Origin of the sequence: Streptomyces griseus subsp. griseus, from assembly GCF_003610995.1 — a bacterium.
Taxonomy (GTDB): Bacteria; Actinomycetota; Actinomycetes; order Streptomycetales; family Streptomycetaceae; genus Streptomyces.
Window position 1 is genome coordinate 5,612,489 of sequence record NZ_CP032543.1, and the last position, 17,965, is coordinate 5,630,453.

11 protein-coding genes are annotated in these 17,965 nt (G+C 72.5%); all 11 read left to right on the forward strand.

Annotation, left to right across the window (positions count from 1 at the left end):
- Window positions 1–337: 337 nt before the first annotated feature.
- The 11 genes from D6270_RS25475 to D6270_RS25525 all read left to right on the forward strand — a co-directional run bounded on the left by D6270_RS25475 (window position 338) and on the right by D6270_RS25525 (window position 17,932).
- Window positions 338–2,758 (forward strand): ATP/GTP-binding protein, encoded by a 2,421-nt coding sequence (locus D6270_RS25475; RefSeq protein ID WP_151414722.1) that lies wholly within the window; start codon window positions 338–340, stop codon window positions 2,756–2,758.
- A gap of 240 nt (window positions 2,759–2,998) precedes the next feature.
- A complete protein-coding gene (locus D6270_RS25480; protein WP_109163329.1) occupies window positions 2,999–4,573 on the forward strand; it encodes a PucR family transcriptional regulator in 1,575 nt (524 codons plus the stop codon).
- Between the two features lie 345 nt (window positions 4,574–4,918).
- A complete protein-coding gene (locus tag D6270_RS25485) occupies window positions 4,919–6,364 on the forward strand; it encodes an aldehyde dehydrogenase family protein (protein ID WP_109163328.1) in 1,446 nt (481 codons plus the stop codon).
- A 411-nt stretch (window positions 6,365–6,775) separates the two neighbouring features.
- Entirely contained in the window at window positions 6,776–8,143 is a 1,368-nt protein-coding gene (gene mgtE, locus D6270_RS25490; RefSeq protein WP_109163327.1) for a magnesium transporter, read from the forward strand.
- A 208-nt stretch (window positions 8,144–8,351) separates the two neighbouring features.
- Window positions 8,352–10,307, forward strand: a complete 1,956-nt coding sequence (locus D6270_RS25495) for an acyl-CoA dehydrogenase family protein (protein ID WP_109163326.1) — start codon at window positions 8,352–8,354, stop codon at window positions 10,305–10,307.
- A gap of 259 nt (window positions 10,308–10,566) precedes the next feature.
- Window positions 10,567–11,820, forward strand: coding sequence for a 1-deoxy-D-xylulose-5-phosphate reductoisomerase (gene dxr / locus D6270_RS25500; protein ID WP_109167274.1), 1,254 nt, complete (start codon window positions 10,567–10,569; stop codon window positions 11,818–11,820).
- On the forward strand, window positions 11,817–13,127 hold the full coding sequence (locus D6270_RS25505; protein WP_109163325.1) for a M50 family metallopeptidase: 1,311 nt from the start codon (window positions 11,817–11,819) through the stop codon (window positions 13,125–13,127). The genes dxr and D6270_RS25505 overlap by 4 nt, the downstream gene beginning before the upstream one ends.
- 187 nt (window positions 13,128–13,314) lie before the next feature.
- On the forward strand, window positions 13,315–14,469 hold the full coding sequence (ispG, locus tag D6270_RS25510; RefSeq protein ID WP_073882357.1) for a flavodoxin-dependent (E)-4-hydroxy-3-methylbut-2-enyl-diphosphate synthase: 1,155 nt from the start codon (window positions 13,315–13,317) through the stop codon (window positions 14,467–14,469).
- A 166-nt stretch (window positions 14,470–14,635) separates the two neighbouring features.
- Complete coding sequence (locus D6270_RS25515) at window positions 14,636–15,478, forward strand: GNAT family N-acetyltransferase (RefSeq protein WP_109163324.1); 843 nt, start codon at window positions 14,636–14,638, stop codon at window positions 15,476–15,478.
- A gap of 108 nt (window positions 15,479–15,586) precedes the next feature.
- Complete coding sequence (locus tag D6270_RS25520) at window positions 15,587–16,159, forward strand: GNAT family N-acetyltransferase (protein ID WP_109163323.1); 573 nt, start codon at window positions 15,587–15,589, stop codon at window positions 16,157–16,159.
- A gap of 69 nt (window positions 16,160–16,228) precedes the next feature.
- Window positions 16,229–17,932 carry a proline--tRNA ligase gene (locus tag D6270_RS25525; RefSeq protein ID WP_109163322.1) on the forward strand — a complete coding sequence of 568 codons (1,704 nt, stop codon included), beginning with the start codon at window positions 16,229–16,231 and terminating at the stop codon, window positions 17,930–17,932.
- Window positions 17,933–17,965 lie beyond the last annotated feature (33 nt).

Sequence of the window (17,965 nt, forward strand, 5' to 3'; positions counted from 1 at the left end):
ACGCACCTGCCGACCTGCTGCGATGCGGGCACGGGCCGGTCCGGGACGGTCACTGTTCGGGCGGGTTGCTGAACTCCCCGTGTGCGCGCACTAGATTGACCGGGGCAGCGGATGGACCCGGCAGGTCAAGGGGGCAGTGGTTCATGGAAGACGAGGGCACGCGCGGCGTACGGGGCACGAGCGCGGACAGGGTGCCCGGACCGGCGGGGCCGCCGGCGGAGCCATCGCGGCGGCCTTGGCCGGGGCAGCCCGAGCCGGAGCGGCCTCCGGCCGGGGAACCGGGCGGTCCGCACCCCGCGCCGGGGGAGCCGCCGAGGGCCCAGGCGCCCGCGGACCCGTGGGCTCCACAGGTACCGCCGCCCGCGGACCCCGGGGCGTCGCAGGTGCCGCCGCCCGCGGACCCGGGGCGTCGTGGGGTGGGCAGCCCTCCGCCTGGACCGCCCCGCCGCCGCTCCCGCCCGGGCCGCCCCCTGCCCGCCCCGCCGCCCCGCCGCCCCCCGTCGAGGAGCCGACGGCCGGGGCCCCCGCCCTCGACGCCTGGCTGCGTACGCCCCGCCCCCCGCAGCCCCCCGGCGTCTGGCGGTTCGGGTTCACACCGCGTCCGCCCGAGCAGGGTGACGAGGTCTCCGACCGCTCCCTCCTCGTGGGCGCCGTCATCACCCTCCTCTCCGCCCTCCTCCTCTGGTCGCTCTGGCGCAACGGCTACCTCCCCTACCGGCTCGTCCCCCTGAAGCTCTTCACCCCCGGCGAGTGGTGGAACCCGGGAATCTCCGGCGGTCCCCGCAGCATCGAGGGCTCCGACGCCCTCACCGTGTACGAGGCCCTCCTCTTCGGGCTGCTCGTCTACGGCTGCGGCCGGATCGGGAACTTCTCCGAGCTCTTCCGCCGCCATGTCGTGAGCCGTGGCCAGCCCTTCCTCGCCCTCGTGGCGGCCGTCGCGGGAGGCCTCACCCAGCTCCTGGTCTGGAAGGAGACCCTGCCGGTCGTCCGCCCGGTCCTGGCCCTGGTCGCCGCCGTCGCGGGCGGTGAGATCTACCAGAGCCAGACCGTCGTCAACGTCGTCTACGCCCTGATCGCCGCCGCAGTCCTTTACCCCTTCGCCCGTCTGGGCCGCTGGCGCGAGCTGATCGCGGCCCGCAGGGGCACCACCACACCGGCCCCGGCCGACGCCCCGCCCCCCGCCTCCGCGACCTCGGCCGACCGGTGGCCCGAGCTGCGCGCGGCGGGCTGGACCGACGCGGCGGACACCCTCACCGCCGAGGTCCGCACCGGCCGGATGAACGACGTGGACGTGGCCCGCCTCCGCCACGCCTGGGAGCGGGCCACCCGCAGCCCCGACCGCCTGGCCCCGCTCGCCGAAGCCGTCCTGCGCACCGGGGGAGCGGCCGCCCTGCACCCCTCGGGCCACCGCGATCTGCCCCGCCGCACCGCCCGCCACGATGTGCTCACCGGCCAGGTCCGCATCGGTCGCTGCGCCGACGACCCGCACAACCCCTACACCCGCCGGACCACCGGCCTCGCCCTGGATCCCGCCCTGCTCGGCACCTCGCTGCTGGCCGTAGGGCCGCCCGGCTCGGGCAAGTCCGCCCGGCTGGTGCGCCCGGTCGTCGAGGCCCTCGGCCTGCGCGCCCTGGCCGGTCAGGCGGCCGTCCTCGCCGTCGGCGCCACGGGCAGCCCGCTCGGTCCGGACGAGGCCTTCGACGTCGTCGTACGCGTCGGCAACCCCGCCTCCGCCCACGACCTCGACCTCTACGGCGGCACCTCCGACCCCGACGAGGCCGCGGCCGTCCTGGCGGAGGGGCTCGTCGGCGATGTCGGCAGCCTGGACAGCCGCCGCGCCGCCACCGTCCTCGCCCAGCTGCTCGGCCCGTACCGGACGGCCCACGGCCACTTCCCCTCCGTACCGGAACTGCGCGAACTTCTCGACGGCTCCCCGCAGGCCCTCGCCGCGCTCCGGGCCACCCTCGAAGCGGCGGGGCAGCAGGCGATGCTCCGCGAGTTGGAGGCCCGCACCCGGCAGGCGGGCGGTCCCGGCGACCCCGCCCCGGCCCTCGCGGACCGGGTGGCGCTGCTGGACCGGCCCGCCTTCGCCGGGTTCTTCGCCACCGGCCCGGACGCCCGCCCCTTCGCGCTGCGCTCGCTGGGCCAGTACCCGCTGCGGGTCCGTATCGACCTGCCGGAACGCGGCCACGCGGAGGCCTCCCGCCTCCTCACCCGGCTGCTGCTCGCCCAGTTCACCGCGATCACGGCCGCCCGCACCGACACCACCCTCTTCGTCGGCCTGGTCCTGGACGACGCGACCCACGCGGTGACCGCCGAGACCGTACGCGGCATCCGCCGGCTCCGCTCGGTCAACGCCGGGGCCGTCCTCACCCTCCGTACCGTCGACGACGTCCCCGAACCCCTGCACACCCCGCTGCTCGGCGCGGTCGGCTGCACGGCCGCCTTCTCCGGCATCACCACGTGGGACGGCAAGCGATTCGCCGAGTCCTGGGGCAAGGAGTGGGTGGAGACCCGCGAGGTCGCCCAGCACACCGTCTTCGCCGACCAGCCGTTCACCCGCGCCCTGCACGCGCTGCGCAAGCTGGTCACGGGCAAGGCGGTGACCACGGACGCGGTGACCGTACGGCAGGTGGAGAAGGAGCGCTGGTCGGCATCGGAGCTGGCGTACGCGGTCCCGGCCGGGCACGCGGTGATCCGGCTGACGACGGTGGAGGGCGAGCACGCACCGCCGCTGCTGGTGGAGCTGGGTGGCTGAGAGACACCCCTCGGCGACCGGGGAGGGTTGAGAGCGGTTCCAGGAACTCTGCCGCCCTGGCAGAATCGGTGGCAGCCGTTCATACGCGACGGAGTAGTCATCGATGACCGGCCGCTGACCACCGTCCACCGGTCAACGATCACTGATCACAAGCTGCCGACCACCGACCACCGACCACCGATCGCACCGGCGAGACCCCTCGCCGGTCACGCGTCTCCGACACCGAGGGTTCCCGGTCCCATGCCCCCCACGCTCGCCTCGCTCGTCCAGCACTCGGCGCTCAAGCTCACGGTGCGGGCGGGGGCGGACCGCCTCGACACCCCGGTGCGCTGGGCCCATGCCAGCGAGCTCGCCGACCCCGTCCCGTACATGGACGGCGGCGAACTACTGCTGGTGACCGCCACCAACCTGGACGCAGAGAACGCCGAGTCCATGCGCCGGTACGTTCGCCGGCTGGCCGGAGCGGGCGTCGCGGGCGTCGGCTTCGCGGTCGGCGTGAACTACGACGCCATCCCGGCCGCCCTTGTCGAAGCCGCCGGGGAAGCGGGTCTTCCGCTCCTCGAAGTGCCCCGCCGCACCCCGTTCCTCGCCATCAGCAAGGCGGTCTCCGCCGCCATCGCCGCCGACCAGTATCGCGCGGTCACCGCCGGCTTCGAGGCCCAGCGCGAACTGACGAAGGCCGCACTCGCCGGGGACGGCCCGGCCGACCTCCTCGCCCGCCTCGCCGCCCACATCGACGGCTGGGCGGCGCTGTACGACACTTCGGGCGCGGTGCTCGCCGCCGCCCCCGACTGGGCCGCCCGCCGCGCCGCCCGCCTCGTCCCCGACGTCGAACGCCTCCGGGACAGACCCGCGCCCGCCAGCGTCGTCGTCGGCGACAGCGAGGACCGGGTCGAACTCCAGTCGCTGGGCACCGGCCGCCGGGCACGCGGCGCACTGGCCGTCGGTACGGGCGCGGCCCTGGGAACCGCCGAGCGGTACGCCGTCCACTCCGCCGTCGCCCTGCTCACCCTCACCACCGCCCGCTCCCGCTCCCTCCAGGGCGCCGAACAGCGCTTGGGCGCCGCCGTCCTGCGCATGCTGCTGGCCGGGCAGCCCGACCACGCCCGGGCGGTCGCCGGAGACCTGTACGGCGGTCTCCTGGACGCCCCCTTCCGGCTGCTGATCGCGGAGGCGGCCGCGCCCGCCGGTTTCGAGCTGCTCACCGAGACGATGGAGGCCGCCGCCGCCCGCTCGGGCGAGGCGGTGCTGATGGTCCCCGAGGGCGAGCGCGTCGTGGTGCTGGCGGCCGACGGCGGCACCGCGGTCGCCGCCTGCGCGGCCTACGCCGAGGCCCAGGACGACCGCGCCCCGCGCGAGGGCGGCGCCGAGGACAGCGACGTGGTGGTGGGACTCTCCGCCCCCTGCGGCCCGATCGCCGTCTCCGCCGCGTACAAGCAGGCCGAACAGGCACTCTCGGTCGCCCGCCGCCGGGGCAGGGCCCTGGTCGAACACGAGGAGCTGGCGGCCGGTTCGGTGCTGCCGCTGCTTGCCGACGATGCGGTACGGGCCTTCGCCGACGGCATGCTCCGCGCCCTGTACGAGCACGACGCCAAGGGCCGCGGCGACCTCGTGGCCTCCCTGCGGGCGTGGCTCTCCCGCCACGGCCAGTGGGACGCGGCCGCCGCCGACCTGGGCGTACACCGGCACACTCTGCGCTACCGGATGCGCCGGGTGGAGGAGATCCTGGGCCGCTCACTGGACGACCCGGACGCCCGGATGGAGCTGTGGCTCGCGCTGAAGGCGACGGAGGCGGCGGCACCGCCCGAGGAGTGACCGGGCGGGGATCGGTCTCGGCCCAGGGCGACCGACCGGGACCCGGTCCCCGTCAACCGGAGCACGCGGCCCGGACGCCGCGGCCGACCGTACGGACACCGCCGCCACGACGCGCGGCGCACGCGGGCCGCACACCACCGCCGACCCTTCGCGGGCACCGTGTCCGACAAACCGGCGCACCGCATAGGCCCCCTCACTCCACCCCGGACAAACACGATCGCGGCCACCCCGCCCTACCGTGGACCACAGAGGGGAAGCCTCCGGGCCCCACGACGCACGCCGTCACCTCCATGACCCCCATCACCACCTCCTCACGCTCACGACCTCCGAAGGGCCGGAACCTCCATGACTTCGCCCCACGCCTTCTGGGTGGCCGGCCGCCAGGCCACCGGTGCCGACAGCTTCGACGTCACCAACCCGTACGACGGACGCCTCGTCGGCACCGTCAGCGTGCCGACCGACGCCCAGGTCGAGGAGGCCGTCGCCGCCGCCCACGCCGTACGCGACGAGTTCGCCGCGACCCCGGCGCACGTACGGGCCGCTGCCCTCGACCACGTCGTACGGCGGCTGGGGGAGCGCACCGAGGAGATCGCGCGGCTGATCTCGGCGGAGAACGGCAAGCCGATCAAGTGGGCGCGCGGTGAGGTCGGCCGGGCGGTCTCGGTGTTCCGGTTCGCGGCGGAGGAGGCGCGCCGCTTCAACGGCGGCGAGGCGCAGCGCCTGGACACCGACCTGGGCGGCACCGGCCGCCTCGGCCTGACCCGCCGCTTCCCGCGCGGGGCGGTCCTGGGCATCGCGCCCTTCAACTTCCCCCTCAACCTCAGCGCCCACAAGGTGGCCCCCGCCATCGCCGTAGGCGCCCCGATCATCCTGAAGCCGGCCCCGGCGACCCCGATCTCCTCGCTCGTCCTCGGCGAGCTGCTGGCCGAGACCGACCTCCCGGCGGGCTCCTGGTCCGTCCTGACGGTCCCGAACGACAGGATGCCCGCCCTGGTCCAGGACGAGCGCCTCCCCGTCATCTCCTTCACCGGCTCGGGCCCGGTCGGTTACGCGATCATGGAGTCGGTGCCCCGCAAGCACTGCACCCTGGAGCTGGGGGGCAACGGCGCGGCGGTCGTCCTCGGCGACTACGCATCGGACGAGGACCTGGACTGGGCGGCGACCCGGATCGCCACGTTCTCCAACTACCAGGGCGGCCAGTCCTGCATCTCGGTGCAGCGCGTCATCGCGGACGCCTCGGTGTACGACCGGCTGGTCCCGAAGATCGTGGCGGCCGTCGAGGCCCTGGTCACCGGCGACCCGGCCGACGCCACCACGGACGTGGGCCCCCTGGTCAGCGAGGACGCGGCCCAGCGCGTCGAGTCCTGGGTGGACGAGGCCGTCCAGGGCGGCGCCGAACTCCTCACCGGCGGCAAGCGAGACGGCGCCACCTACGCCCCCACGGTCCTCGCCGGCCTCCCCGACGACGTGAAGCTCTCCTGCGAAGAGGTCTTCGGCCCCGTCATGTCCCTCCAGAAGGTCGACGGCGAGGCGGAGGCGTTCGCCGCCGTCAACTCCTCCAAGTACGGCCTCCAGGCAGGCGTCTTCACCCACGACCTCCAGACCGCCTTCCGCGCCCACCGCGCCCTGGAGGTCGGCGGCGTGATCATCGGCGACGTCCCCTCGTACCGCGCCGACCAGATGCCGTACGGCGGTGCCAAGCAGTCCGGCGTCGGCCGCGAGGGCGTCCGCTACGCGATGGACGACTACACCTACGAGCGCGTCCTGGTCCTCACGGGCCTCGCCCTGTAAACACCCCGAACGACCCCACCCGGACAGCGAGCACGGGCGGGGCACACAGGCCGACGGCCGGAGCCCACTGTGCGGAGGCTCCGGCCGTTTCCGGCAGTGCGGGGTCCGGCTCCCCGAGCGGAGCGGACGCGGCGGCGGAGGCCGGTGCGACACGGACCGGAACGCGGCCCTCCGGCCGGGTCCGTTCCGGTCCGGTCGGGCCACGTACGCTGGGAGCGCGTCCTCCGTGAGGTGGCGCGGCAGACCGGCGGTGAATCGAGAGCGGGGGTGGTGCTGCGATGAGCAGTGAGCCTCCCAGTGGGTGCGCCGCGTAGCACCCGCCCTCCGCTCCCGCGGGAGCGGTCCGTCGGCCCGTGCTCGCGGCGTCCACCCGCGCCCACCGTGACCCCACCCCTGTGTTGAGGACCTGCCATGCCGCAGTCACGTCCACCCCACGAGCCGGGCCCCGAGCTCGCCAAGTCGTTGCGGGAGATCGTCGGAGCCCGCCGCCTGACCGCTGTCCAGGAGTGGCTGGGGGCACATCCCCCGCACGTGATCGCGGACGAGCTGGCGCGTATGGACGCGGTCGACGCCGGAGTCGCCTTCCGGGTCCTGGACAAGGACCGGGCGCTGGCGGTGTTCGAGGAGCTGGAGCCGGTCGACCAGCAGCAGATCCTGGAAGGGCTGCGGGACCGGACGTTCCGGGAGATCGTCGAGGGCATGGACCCGGACGACCGGGCCCGGATGCTGCGCGAGGCCCCGGCGAAGGTCGCCCAGCGGGTGCTGGCCGGTCTGAGCGCCAACGAGCAGCAGATGACCTCCGCGCTGCTGGGCTACCCGGAGGGGTCGGTCGGCCGCTGGATGAGCCCCGAGGTGGTGGCGCTGTCGCAGAACCTGACGGTCGGACAGGCGCTGCGGACGGTGCGGGCGAAGGGGGCGGACGCGGAGACGGTGTACACGCTCCCCGTGGTGGACTCCGGGCGCCGGCTGACCGGCGTGGTGGAGCTGCGTGAGCTGGTGCTCAACAGCCCGGAGACGATGGTGTCGCAACTGGTGGTCAGCGAGCCCGCGTCCGCGTACGCCACCGAGTCCGCCGAGCAGGCCGCCCGGTTGATGCGGGAGACCAACGACCTGAACCTGCCGGTCGTCGACAGCGAGAAACGGCTCGTCGGCCTGTTCACGAGCGATGACGCCCTGGAGGCCATCGAGGCCGCCGACACCGAGGACGTGGCCCGGCAGTCCGGCTCGGCTCCCTGGGCCGGCCACTACATGGCCGCCTCGGTCTGGCAGCTGGCCCGGTACCGGGCGCTGTGGCTGACGCTGCTGCTGGTCGCGGCGACCCTGACGGTCGGGGTGACGCAGGCGTTCGAAGCCACGCTGGAGCAGGTCGCCCAGCTCGCCCTGTTCATCCCCATGCTGATCGGGGCTGGCGGCAACGCGGGTGCCCAGGCCGCGACCGCCTGTGTCCGCGCTCTGGCGGTCGGCGAGGTCCGGGGCTCGGACCTGCTGAAGGTGATCTGGCGCGAGTGCCGGGTCGGTCTGGTGCTCGGCTCCCTGCTGGCCGCGCTCGGGCTGGTGCTGGGCACGCTCTTCGTCAGCGTGAAGATCGCCCTCGTGGTCGGCATCACCCTGGTGCTGATCTGCGGCTGGGCGGCCACCATCGGTGGCGCCATGCCCCTGCTCGCGAGGCGGCTGCGCATCGACCCGGCGGTCGTCTCCGCCCCGATGGTCACCACCCTGGTGGACGCCACCGGCCTGGTCATCTACTTCCTCACGGCCAAAGCGGTCCTGGGCGTCTGACCAGGGCACGGCAGCCCGGTCGCAGGAGGCCCCGGAGGTCGGCCGCGCACCGGACGGGCTGTGGCCCGGGAGCCCCGGCGAGCCTCATCGAGCGCGGGCTGGTGCAGGTGCCGAACAGCGGGTACACGGGTTACATACGGACCAGTAGGCGGCGACAGCAGCCCGTATGTCCATCCGTCCCGTGACGCGCGGCGAGGTGAGGCCCGACATGTCCGCACCCCACAACACCCCCCAGGTCCCCAGAGCACCCAGGGTCACCGAGCGTGAGGCGCGCAAGGTTGCCGAGGCTGCTCGGGAGCAGGACTGGCGTAAGCCCAGCTTCGCCAAGGAGCTGTTCCTGGGGCGGTTCCGGCTTGATCTGATCCATCCGCATCCCCAGCCGCCGCCCGACGACATCCGGCGCGGTGAGGAGTTTCTCGCGCGGCTGCGGGTCTTCTGCGAGACGCGCATCGACAGTGCGCGGATCGAGCGCGAGGCGAAGATCCCCGACGAGGTGGTCCGCGGGCTCAAGGAGCTCGGGGCGCTGGGGATGAAGATCGAGACCAAGTACGGCGGTCTCGGGCTCACCCAGGTGTACTACAACAAGGCGCTTGCCCTCGTCGGCTCCGCGAGTCCGGCCATCGGGGCGCTGCTCTCGGCCCATCAGTCGATCGGCGTACCGCAGCCGCTGAAGATCTTCGGGACCCAGGAGCAGAAGGACGCCTTCCTGCCCCGGCTCGCCACCACCGACATCTCCGCGTTCCTGCTGACCGAGCCCGATGTCGGCTCCGACCCCGCCCGGCTCGCCACCACCGCCGTGCCTGACGGGAACGATTACCTGCTGGACGGGGTGAAGCTCTGGACCACCAACGGTGTCGTTGCCGATCTGCTGGTGGTGATGGCCCGGGTTCCCGCATCCGAGGGGCATCCCGGCGGTATCACCGCCTTCGTCGTCGAGGCCGACGCCCCCGGTGTCACCGTTGAGCACCGCAACGCCTTCATGGGGCTCCGCGGCATCGAGAACGGCGTTACGCGCTTCCACCAGGTCCGGGTTCCGGCCGCGAACCGGATCGGGCCCGAGGGCGCGGGGCTGAAGATCGCGCTGACCACCCTCAACACCGGGCGTCTCTCGCTGCCCGCGATGTGCGTGGGGGCGGGGAAGTGGTGTCTGAAGATCGCGCGCGAGTGGTCCGCCGTACGGGAGCAGTGGGGGCGGCCCGTCGCGAAGCACGAGGCGGTCGGGGCGAAGATCTCGTTCATCGCCGCCACCACCTTCGCGCTGGAGGCGATCGTCGACCTCTCCTCCCAGATGGCCGACGAGGACCGTAACGACATCCGTATCGAGGCAGCCCTCGCCAAGCTGTACGGCTCCGAGATGGGCTGGCTCATCGCCGACGAGCTCGTCCAGATCCGTGGTGGGCGCGGTTTCGAGACCGCCGAGTCGCTGGCCGCGCGCGGGGAGCGGGCCGTTCCGGCCGAGCAGATGCTCCGGGACATGCGGATCAACCGGATCTTCGAGGGCTCCACCGAGATCATGCACCTGTTGATCGCCCGGGAGGCCGTCGACGCCCACCTCAAGGTCGCCGGGGACATCATCGATCCGGAGAAGGCCCTCGCCGACAGGGCCAAGGCGGGGGTCAACGCGGCCGGTTTCTACGCCCGTTGGCTGCCGCAGCTCGTCACCGGGGCCGGGCAGCTCCCGCGTACGTACGGGGAGTTCAACCCCGCCGGGCACCGCGACCTCTCCGGGCACCTCCGGTACGTGGAGCGCTCCTCGCGCAAGCTCGCCCGGTCCACCTTCTACGCCATGTCCCGCTGGCAGGGCCGGATGGAGACCAAGCAGGGGTTCCTCGGCCGGATCGTCGACATCGGCGCCGAACTCTTCGCCATGTCCGCCGCCTGCGTCCGCGCCGAGCATCTGCGGAGCGCCGGGGAGCACGGCCGCGAGGCCTACCAGCTCGCCGACGCCTTCTGCCGGCAGTCCCGCGTCCGGGTGGAGGAGTTGTTCACGCGGCTCTGGTCCAACACCGACGACCTGGACCGGCGCGTGGTGGACGGTGTCCTCTCCGGTACGTACACCTGGCTGGAGGAGGGCGTCATCGACCCCAGCGGCGAAGGCCCCTGGATCGCGGACGCCACCCCCGGGCCCTCCGCCCGCGACAACCACCACCGGCCGGTGCGCTGACCGGAGCCCGCCGGTCCACGCCCAGGGCCTTACACACCTCCGGAAGCCCGGTAGCCCAGGAGTCCGGGAGCCGGAAGCCCGGAAACCCAGAAGTCCTGGAGTCCGGAAGCCCAGGAGCCCCGAGTCCAGCTCCCCCAGGGGGCGCGTCCGTACGCCGGGCGCGCCCCCTCCGCACCGGAACCGCCCTCTCGCCGCCGAATCCCCGCCCCACCGGGACGCGCTGTCCCCACGCACAGCCGGAGCGGCAACAATGGGGGGCATGAGCGACAGCCCCGCCCCCCTCGCCGATCCGCATCTCCTCTTCGACACCGCGGACGGCCGCCGGGATCTGGTGATCCTCGGCTCCACCGGGTCCATCGGCACCCAGGCCATCGACCTGGTCCTGCGCAACCCCGACCGCTTCCGGGTCACCGCGCTCTCGGCCGCCGGCGGCCGGACCGGCCTCCTCGCCGAGCAGGCTCACCTCCTGCGGGTGAAGACGGTCGCCGTCGCCGACCCGGGCGCCGTCCCCGCCCTGCGCGAGGCACTGCGCGAGCGGTACGGGGCCGGGGAGCCGCTCCCCGAACTCCTCGCCGGACCCGACGCGGCGGCCACCCTCGCCGCGAGCGACTGCCACACCGTGCTCAACGGGATCACCGGCTCCATCGGGCTCGCCCCGACGCTGGCCGCGCTGAAGGCGGGCCGTACGCTCGCCCTCGCCAACAAGGAGTCGCTGATCGTCGGCGGCCCGCTGGTGAAGGCGCTCGCCGCCCCCGGCCAGATCATCCCGGTCGACTCCGAGCACGCCGCGCTCTTCCAGGCACTGGCGGCCGGCAAACGCGCCGACGTCCGCAGACTCGTCGTCACCGCGTCCGGCGGGCCCTTCCGGGGCCGTACGCGCGAGGAGCTGGCCGACGTCACCCGCGAGCAGGCCCTGACCCACCCCACCTGGGCCATGGGACCGGTCATTACCATCAACTCCGCGACGCTCGTCAACAAGGGTCTTGAGGTCATCGAGGCACATCTCCTCTACGACATCCCCTTCGACCGCATCGAGGTCGTGGTCCACCCGCAGTCCTACGTGCACTCCATGGTGGAGTTCACCGACGGCTCCACGCTCGCCCAGGCCACCCCGCCCGACATGGGCGGACCCATCGCCATCGGGCTCGGCTGGCCCGAGCGCGTCCCGGACGCGGCCCCCGCCTTCGACTGGTCGAAGGCGTCCACGTGGGAGTTCTTCCCGCTGGACACCGAGGCCTTCCCGTCGGTCGGCCTCGCCCGCCATGTCGGTACGCTCGGCTCCACGGCACCCGCCGTCTTCAACGCGGCCAACGAGGAGTGCGTCGACGCCTTCCTCGCCGGACAGCTGCCGTTCAACGGAATCATGGATACGGTCACCGCTGTGGTGTCCGAACACGGCACCCCCGCCCCGGGAACCCCGCTCAGCCTCGCGGACGTCCTCGAAGCGGAAACCTGGGCCCGCGCACGGGCCCGGGAACTCTCGGCGAAAGCGACAGCGGAGGCGCGCGCATGAGTCTGACCTCGGTCCTGCTGACGGTCCTGGGGATCGCCGTCTTCGTCGTGGGCCTGCTGTTCTCCATCGCCTGGCACGAGCTGGGCCACCTCTCCACGGCCAAGATGTTCGGCATCCGGGTCCCGCAGTACATGGTCGGATTCGGCCCGACGATCTGGTCGAAGCAGAAGGGCGACACCGAGTACGGCATCAAGGCCATCCCGGCCGGCGGCTACATCCGCATGATCGGGATGTTCCCGCCCGGCGCCGACGGCCGCCTCGAAGCCCGCTCCACCTCGCCCTGGCGCGGCATGATCGAGGACGCCCGCTCCGCCGCGTACGAGGAGCTGGAGCCCGGCGACGAGAAGCGGCTCTTCTACACGCGCAAGCCGTGGAAGCGCGTCATCGTGATGTTCGCCGGCCCGTTCATGAACCTGATCCTCGCCGTCGCGATCTTCATGGGCGTCGCGATGACCTTCGGCTTCCAGACGCAGACCACCGAGGTCGCCGGCGTACAGCAGTGCGTGATCTCGCAGAGCGAGAAGCGCGACACCTGCAAGAGCGACGACCCGGTCTCCCCGGCCAAGGCCGCGGGGCTGAAGGAGGGCGACAGGATCGTCGCCTTCGACGGGCAGAAGGTCGACGACTGGGCGACGCTCTCGGACCGCATCCGCAACACCATCGGCCCCGCCACCATCACCGTGGAGCGCGGCGGCCAGGAGGTCACGCTCAACGCCGTCCTGCGCGAGAACGCCGTGGCGAAGAAGGACGGCAGGGGCGACGTCATCCCGGACCAGTACATCAAGGCGGGCTACCTCGGCTTCGCCGCCCAGACCGAGATCGTGCCGCTCTCCTTCGGCGACTCCGTCGTGCGCATGGGCGACATGATCGAGAACGGCGTCGACGCGATCATCGCGCTGCCCTCCAAGATCCCCGACCTGTGGAACGCGGCGTTCAGCGACGGCCGGCGCGCGGACGACTCACCGGTCGGTGTCGTGGGCGCCGCCCGGATCGGCGGCGAGGTGATGAACCTCGACATCCCGGCGCAGAACCAGGTCGCGATGATGCTGTTCCTGCTGGCGGGGTTCAACCTGTCGCTGTTCCTGTTCAACATGCTGCCGTTGCTCCCACTGGACGGGGGGCACATCGCGGGCGCCCTCTGGGAGTCGCTGCGGCGCAATGTGGCCAAGGTCTTCCGGCGCCCCGACCCGGGCCCGTTCGACGTGGCCAAGCTGATGCCGGTCGCCTATGTGGTCGCCGGGCTCTTCATCTGCTTCACGCTGCTCGTCCTGGTGGCCGACATCGTGAATCCGGTCAAGATCACCTGATGGTCCGATAAGCGAACGTCCCATCCGCCCCGGAAGTGGCCGCCGGGCACACGCGTCGTGTCCGGTCGGTCACCATCTGGTTGACTTGTCCGTCGGGTGCGTGCGCCCCGGCTCCGGTGCCGTAACCTCGAAGCCTGGAGCCCGCCGACATCGGGACCTTGATCCACACCTTGGGGATGCACAGCGCATGACTGCGATTTCTCTCGGAATGCCGGCCGTTCCGACCAAGCTCGCCGACCGACGGGTCAGCCGACAGATCCAGGTCGGCTCGGTCGCGGTCGGCGGTGACGCGCCCGTCTCCGTGCAGTCGATGACGACGACCCGTACGTCGGACATCGGTGCCACCCTCCAGCAGATCGCCGAGCTGACGGCCTCCGGCTGCCAGATCGTCCGGGTGGCCTGCCCGACCCAGGACGACGCCGACGCCCTCGCCACGATCGCCCGCAAGTCGCAGATCCCGGTGATCGCCGACATCCACTTCCAGCCGAAGTACGTCTTCGCCGCGATCGACGCGGGCTGCGCGGCGGTCCGGGTGAACCCGGGCAACATCAAGCAGTTCGACGACAAGGTCAAGGAGATCGCCAAGGCGGCCTCCGAGACCCGCACCCCGATCCGGATCGGCGTCAACGCCGGCTCCCTGGACGCGCGGCTCCTGAAGAAGTACGGCAAGGCCACCCCCGAGGCCCTCGTCGAGTCGGCCCTATGGGAGGCGTCCCTCTTCGAGGAGCACGGCTTCGGCGACATCAAGATCTCGGTCAAGCACAACGACCCGGTCGTCATGGTCAACGCCTACCGCCAGCTCGCCGCCCAGAGCGACTACCCGCTCCACCTCGGCGTCACCGAGGCCGGACCGGCGTTCCAGGGCACCATCAAGTCGGCCGTCGCCTTCGGCGCCCTGCTCTCGGAGGGCATCGGCGACACCATCCGCGTCTCCCTCTCGGCCCCGCCGGCCGAGGAGGTCAAGGTGGGCCTGCAGATCCTGGAGGCGCTCAACCTCAAGCAGCGCCGCCTGGAGATCGTCTCCTGCCCCTCCTGCGGCCGCGCCCAGGTCGACGTCTACAAGCTCGCCGACCAGGTCAGCGCCGGTCTGGAGGGCATGGAGGTCCCGCTGCGCGTCGCGGTCATGGGCTGCGTCGTCAACGGTCCGGGCGAGGCCCGCGAGGCCGACCTCGGGGTCGCCTCCGGCAATGGCAAGGGCCAGATCTTCGTCAAGGGCGAGGTCATCAAGACCGTGCCCGAGTCGAAGATCGTCGAGACGCTCATCGAGGAAGCCCTCAAGATCGCCGAGCAGATGGAGAAGGACGGCATCGCCTCCGGCGAACCCCAGGTCTCCATCAGCTGACCAGCGCCTTCCGCTCCCGTCACCGCCCCGCCGGGCCCCGCGCCCGGCGGGGCGGTGACGTATCCACGGCCGGTCCGGGAGCCCGCTTCCGGACCCGGGCAGCGCTGGTCGGCCTTGTTGGGTACAGTGCGGAAATCAGCAGACCGCATGGTGAGGCCCCCTCGTGTTGACGCAGACCACCACCCGGGTCCTCGAACCCAGCGACCTCGGCGCAGCGCTCGCCATCCTGGAGAGCGAGCCCGTGGCGAATGCTTTCGTCACGTCCCGCGTGCAGGTCGCGGGACTCGACCCCTGGCGCCTCGGCGGCGAGATGTGGGGCTGGTACGCCGACGGCAGGCTCCGCTCCCTCTGTTACGCCGGCGCCAACCTGGTCCCCATCTGCGCCGGGCCCGAGGCCGTACGCGCCTTCGCCGACCGGGCCCGCCGGGCCGGCCGCCGCTGCTCCTCCATCGTCGGCCCCGCCGAACCCACCGCGCTGCTCTGGCGGCTCCTGGAGCCGGGCTGGGGCCCCGCCCGCGAGGTCCGCGCCAACCAGCCCCTCATGGTCACCGAGAGCCCGTCGGCCGATGTCACCCCCGACCCGCTGGTCCGCCGCATCCGCAAGGACGAGACCGAGGTCCTGATGCCGGCCTGCGTGGCGATGTTCACCGAGGAGGTCGGCATCTCCCCGCTCGCCGGGGACGGCGGACTCCTCTACCAGGCCCGGGTCGCCGAACTCATCGGCGCGGGCCGCTCCTTCGCCCGGATCGACGACGGCAAGGTCGTCTTCAAGGCCGAGATCGGCGCCGCCACCACCCAGGCCTGCCAGATCCAGGGCGTCTGGGTCGCCCCCGAGCACCGCGGCAAGGGCCTCTCCGAGACCGGCATGGCCGCCGTCCTGCGCTACGCCCTGGCCGATGTCGCCCCCGTCGTCAGCCTCTACGTGAACGACTACAACACCCCCGCCCGCAAGGCCTACCGCCGCGTCGGCTTCCGTGAGACGGGCACCTTCATGAGCGTCCTGTTCTGAGCGCCCGTACGGAAAGCTTCTGGACGGCCCGTGCGAGGGTCCGTACGGGGGTCTCTTCCCGGCCGCCGCCCGTACCGGCCCACCCGCCCCGGCCAGTAGGGTTCGCGCATGGCACCAGTCACCGCGAACGGCCCCGCGGACCCCGGCATCGAGGTCGGCCCGATCGACCTGGCCGCACGCGTCGACGAAGCCCTCCACGTCCAGGCCGCCGCCTTCGGGCTCAGCCAGGACGAGATCGACGTGCGCCGCCACATCGTCCTGCGCCACCTGGACCACCCGGAGGCCCGGGCGCTCGGCGCCCTCACCCCCGAAGGGCGGCTCGTCGGCTTCGTCTACGGGCTCCCCAACGACCGCGCCCACTGGTGGTCCACCGTCGTGGAGCCCTACCTGAGGGCCACCGGCTCCGACGGCTGGCTGGACGACTCCTTCGTCATCACCGAGCTCCACGTCCTCCCCGGCCACCAGCAGCAGGGCATCGGCCGCACCCTGATCACCACCATCACCGACGGCGTTCCGCACCCCCGGTCGATCCTCTCCGCCATCGACAAGGACAGCCCCGCCCGCGCCCTCTACCGCGCCCTCGGCTACCGCGACCTGGCCCGCCAGGTGGTCTTCCCCAGCGCCCCGCTCCCGTACGCCGTGATGGGCGCGCCCCTGCCGCTGCTGCGGCGCCAGGGCTGAATCGATTTCCGCCTGCCCGCACCCCCCGGCTAACCTCGGGCTCACCACCCTTGCGAGCAGGAGTTCATCATGGCCCAGGTCCAGCGCATGTCCCGATTGATGATCAAGACACTGCGCGACGACCCGGCGGACGCCGAGACGCTCAGCCACAAGCTGCTGGTCCGCGCCGGGTACGTGCGCCGCAACGCGGCCGGCATCTGGTCCTGGCTGCCGCTCGGCAAGAAGGTCCTGGACAACATCTCCAACGTCGTGCGCGAGGAGATGGACGCCATCGGCGCCCAGGAGGTCCTGCTCCCCGCCCTGCTGCCCAAGGAGCCCTACGAGGCGTCCGGCCGCTGGGAGGAGTACGGCGACCTGCTCTTCCGCCTCCAGGACCGCAAGGGCGGTGACTACCTCCTCGGCCCGACCCACGAGGAGATCTTCACCCAGACCGTCAAGGACCAGTGCACGTCCTACAAGGACCTGCCGGTGATGCTCTACCAGATCCAGACGAAGTACCGCGACGAGGCGCGCCCCCGCTCCGGTGTGCTCCGCGGCCGCGAGTTCCAGATGAAGGACTCGTACAGCTTCGACACCACCGACGAGGGCCTCGCACACTCCTACGCCCTGCACCGGGCCGCGTACATCAAGATCTTCGAGCGCCTGGGCCTGGACCACCGCATCGTCTCCGCCGTCTCCGGCGCGATGGGCGGCTCGGCCTCCGAGGAGTTCCTGGCGCCCGCCGCCGCCGGTGAGGACACCTTCGCGGACTGCCCCAACTGCGACTACGCCGCCAACACCGAGGCCGTGACCTTCGCGCTCGCCCCGGTCGACGGCTCGGCGCACGGCGCGGTCGAGGAGCTGGACACCCCCGACACCCCGACCATCGAGACCCTCGCCGCGCACCTGGGCGTCCCCGCCTCGGCCACCCTGAAGAACCTGCTGGTCAAGGTGGACGGCGAGATCGTGGCCGTCGGCGTCCCCGGCCACCGCGAGGTCGACCTCGGCAAGCTGGGCGAGCACCTGGCGCCCGCCGTCGTGGAGCTGGTCACCGCCGAGGACTTCGTCGGCCGTGACGATCTCGTACGCGGCTATGTCGGGCCCCAGGGCCTGGAGAAGGTCCGCTACCTCGCCGACCCCCGAGTCGCCCCCGGCACCGCCTGGATCACCGGCGCCAACAAGGACGGCAAGCACGCGAAGAACGTCGTCGCGGGCCGTGACTTCGAGGTCGACCAGTACCTCGACGTCGTCGTGGTCGAGGAGGGCGACCCCTGCCCCAAGTGCTCCACCGGCCTCACCCTGGACCGCGCCATCGAGATCGGCCACATCTTCCAGCTCGGCCGGAAGTACGCCGACACCTTCCAGCTGGACGTGCTCGGCCAGCAGGGCAAGCCGGTCCGCGTCACGATGGGCTCGTACGGCATCGGCGTCTCCCGCGCCGTGGCTGCCCTCACCGAGCAGACCGCCGACGACAAGGGCCTGTGCTGGCCCCGCGAGATCGCCCCGGCCGACGTCCACGTCGTCGCCGCGGGCAAGGCCCTCCAGACGGAGCTGGCCCTCGACGTCTCGGAGAAGCTGAACGCGGCGGGCCTGCGGGTCCTGGTCGACGACCGCCCCGGCGTCTCACCCGGCGTGAAGTTCACCGACTCCGAGCTGATCGGCGTGCCCAAGATCCTGGTCGCCGGCCGCCGCTCGGCCGACGGCGTCCTGGAGCTGAAGGACCGCCGCACCGGCGAGCGCGAGGAGCTGACCGTCGACGAGGCGATCGCCCGCCTCACGGCCGACCTGGGCTGATCTGCTGGATCGCGTACGAGGAGGGCCCCCGCA

Bases quoted from the DNA above. Each gene is read 5' to 3' on its own strand.
- D6270_RS25480 (WP_109163329.1), top strand. From the start codon at position 2,999: ATGCCCCCCACGCTCGCCTCGCTCGTCCAGCACTCGGCGCTCAAGCTC.
- D6270_RS25485 (WP_109163328.1), top strand. From the start codon at position 4,919: ATGACTTCGCCCCACGCCTTCTGGGTGGCCGGCCGCCAGGCCACCGGT.
- mgtE (WP_109163327.1), top strand. From the start codon at position 6,776: ATGCCGCAGTCACGTCCACCCCACGAGCCGGGCCCCGAGCTCGCCAAG.
- D6270_RS25495 (WP_109163326.1), top strand. From the start codon at position 8,352: ATGTCCGCACCCCACAACACCCCCCAGGTCCCCAGAGCACCCAGGGTC.
- dxr (WP_109167274.1), top strand. From the start codon at position 10,567: ATGAGCGACAGCCCCGCCCCCCTCGCCGATCCGCATCTCCTCTTCGAC.
- D6270_RS25505 (WP_109163325.1), top strand. From the start codon at position 11,817: ATGAGTCTGACCTCGGTCCTGCTGACGGTCCTGGGGATCGCCGTCTTC.
- ispG (WP_073882357.1), top strand. From the start codon at position 13,315: ATGACTGCGATTTCTCTCGGAATGCCGGCCGTTCCGACCAAGCTCGCC.
- D6270_RS25520 (WP_109163323.1), top strand. From the start codon at position 15,587: ATGGCACCAGTCACCGCGAACGGCCCCGCGGACCCCGGCATCGAGGTC.
- D6270_RS25525 (WP_109163322.1), top strand. From the start codon at position 16,229: ATGGCCCAGGTCCAGCGCATGTCCCGATTGATGATCAAGACACTGCGC.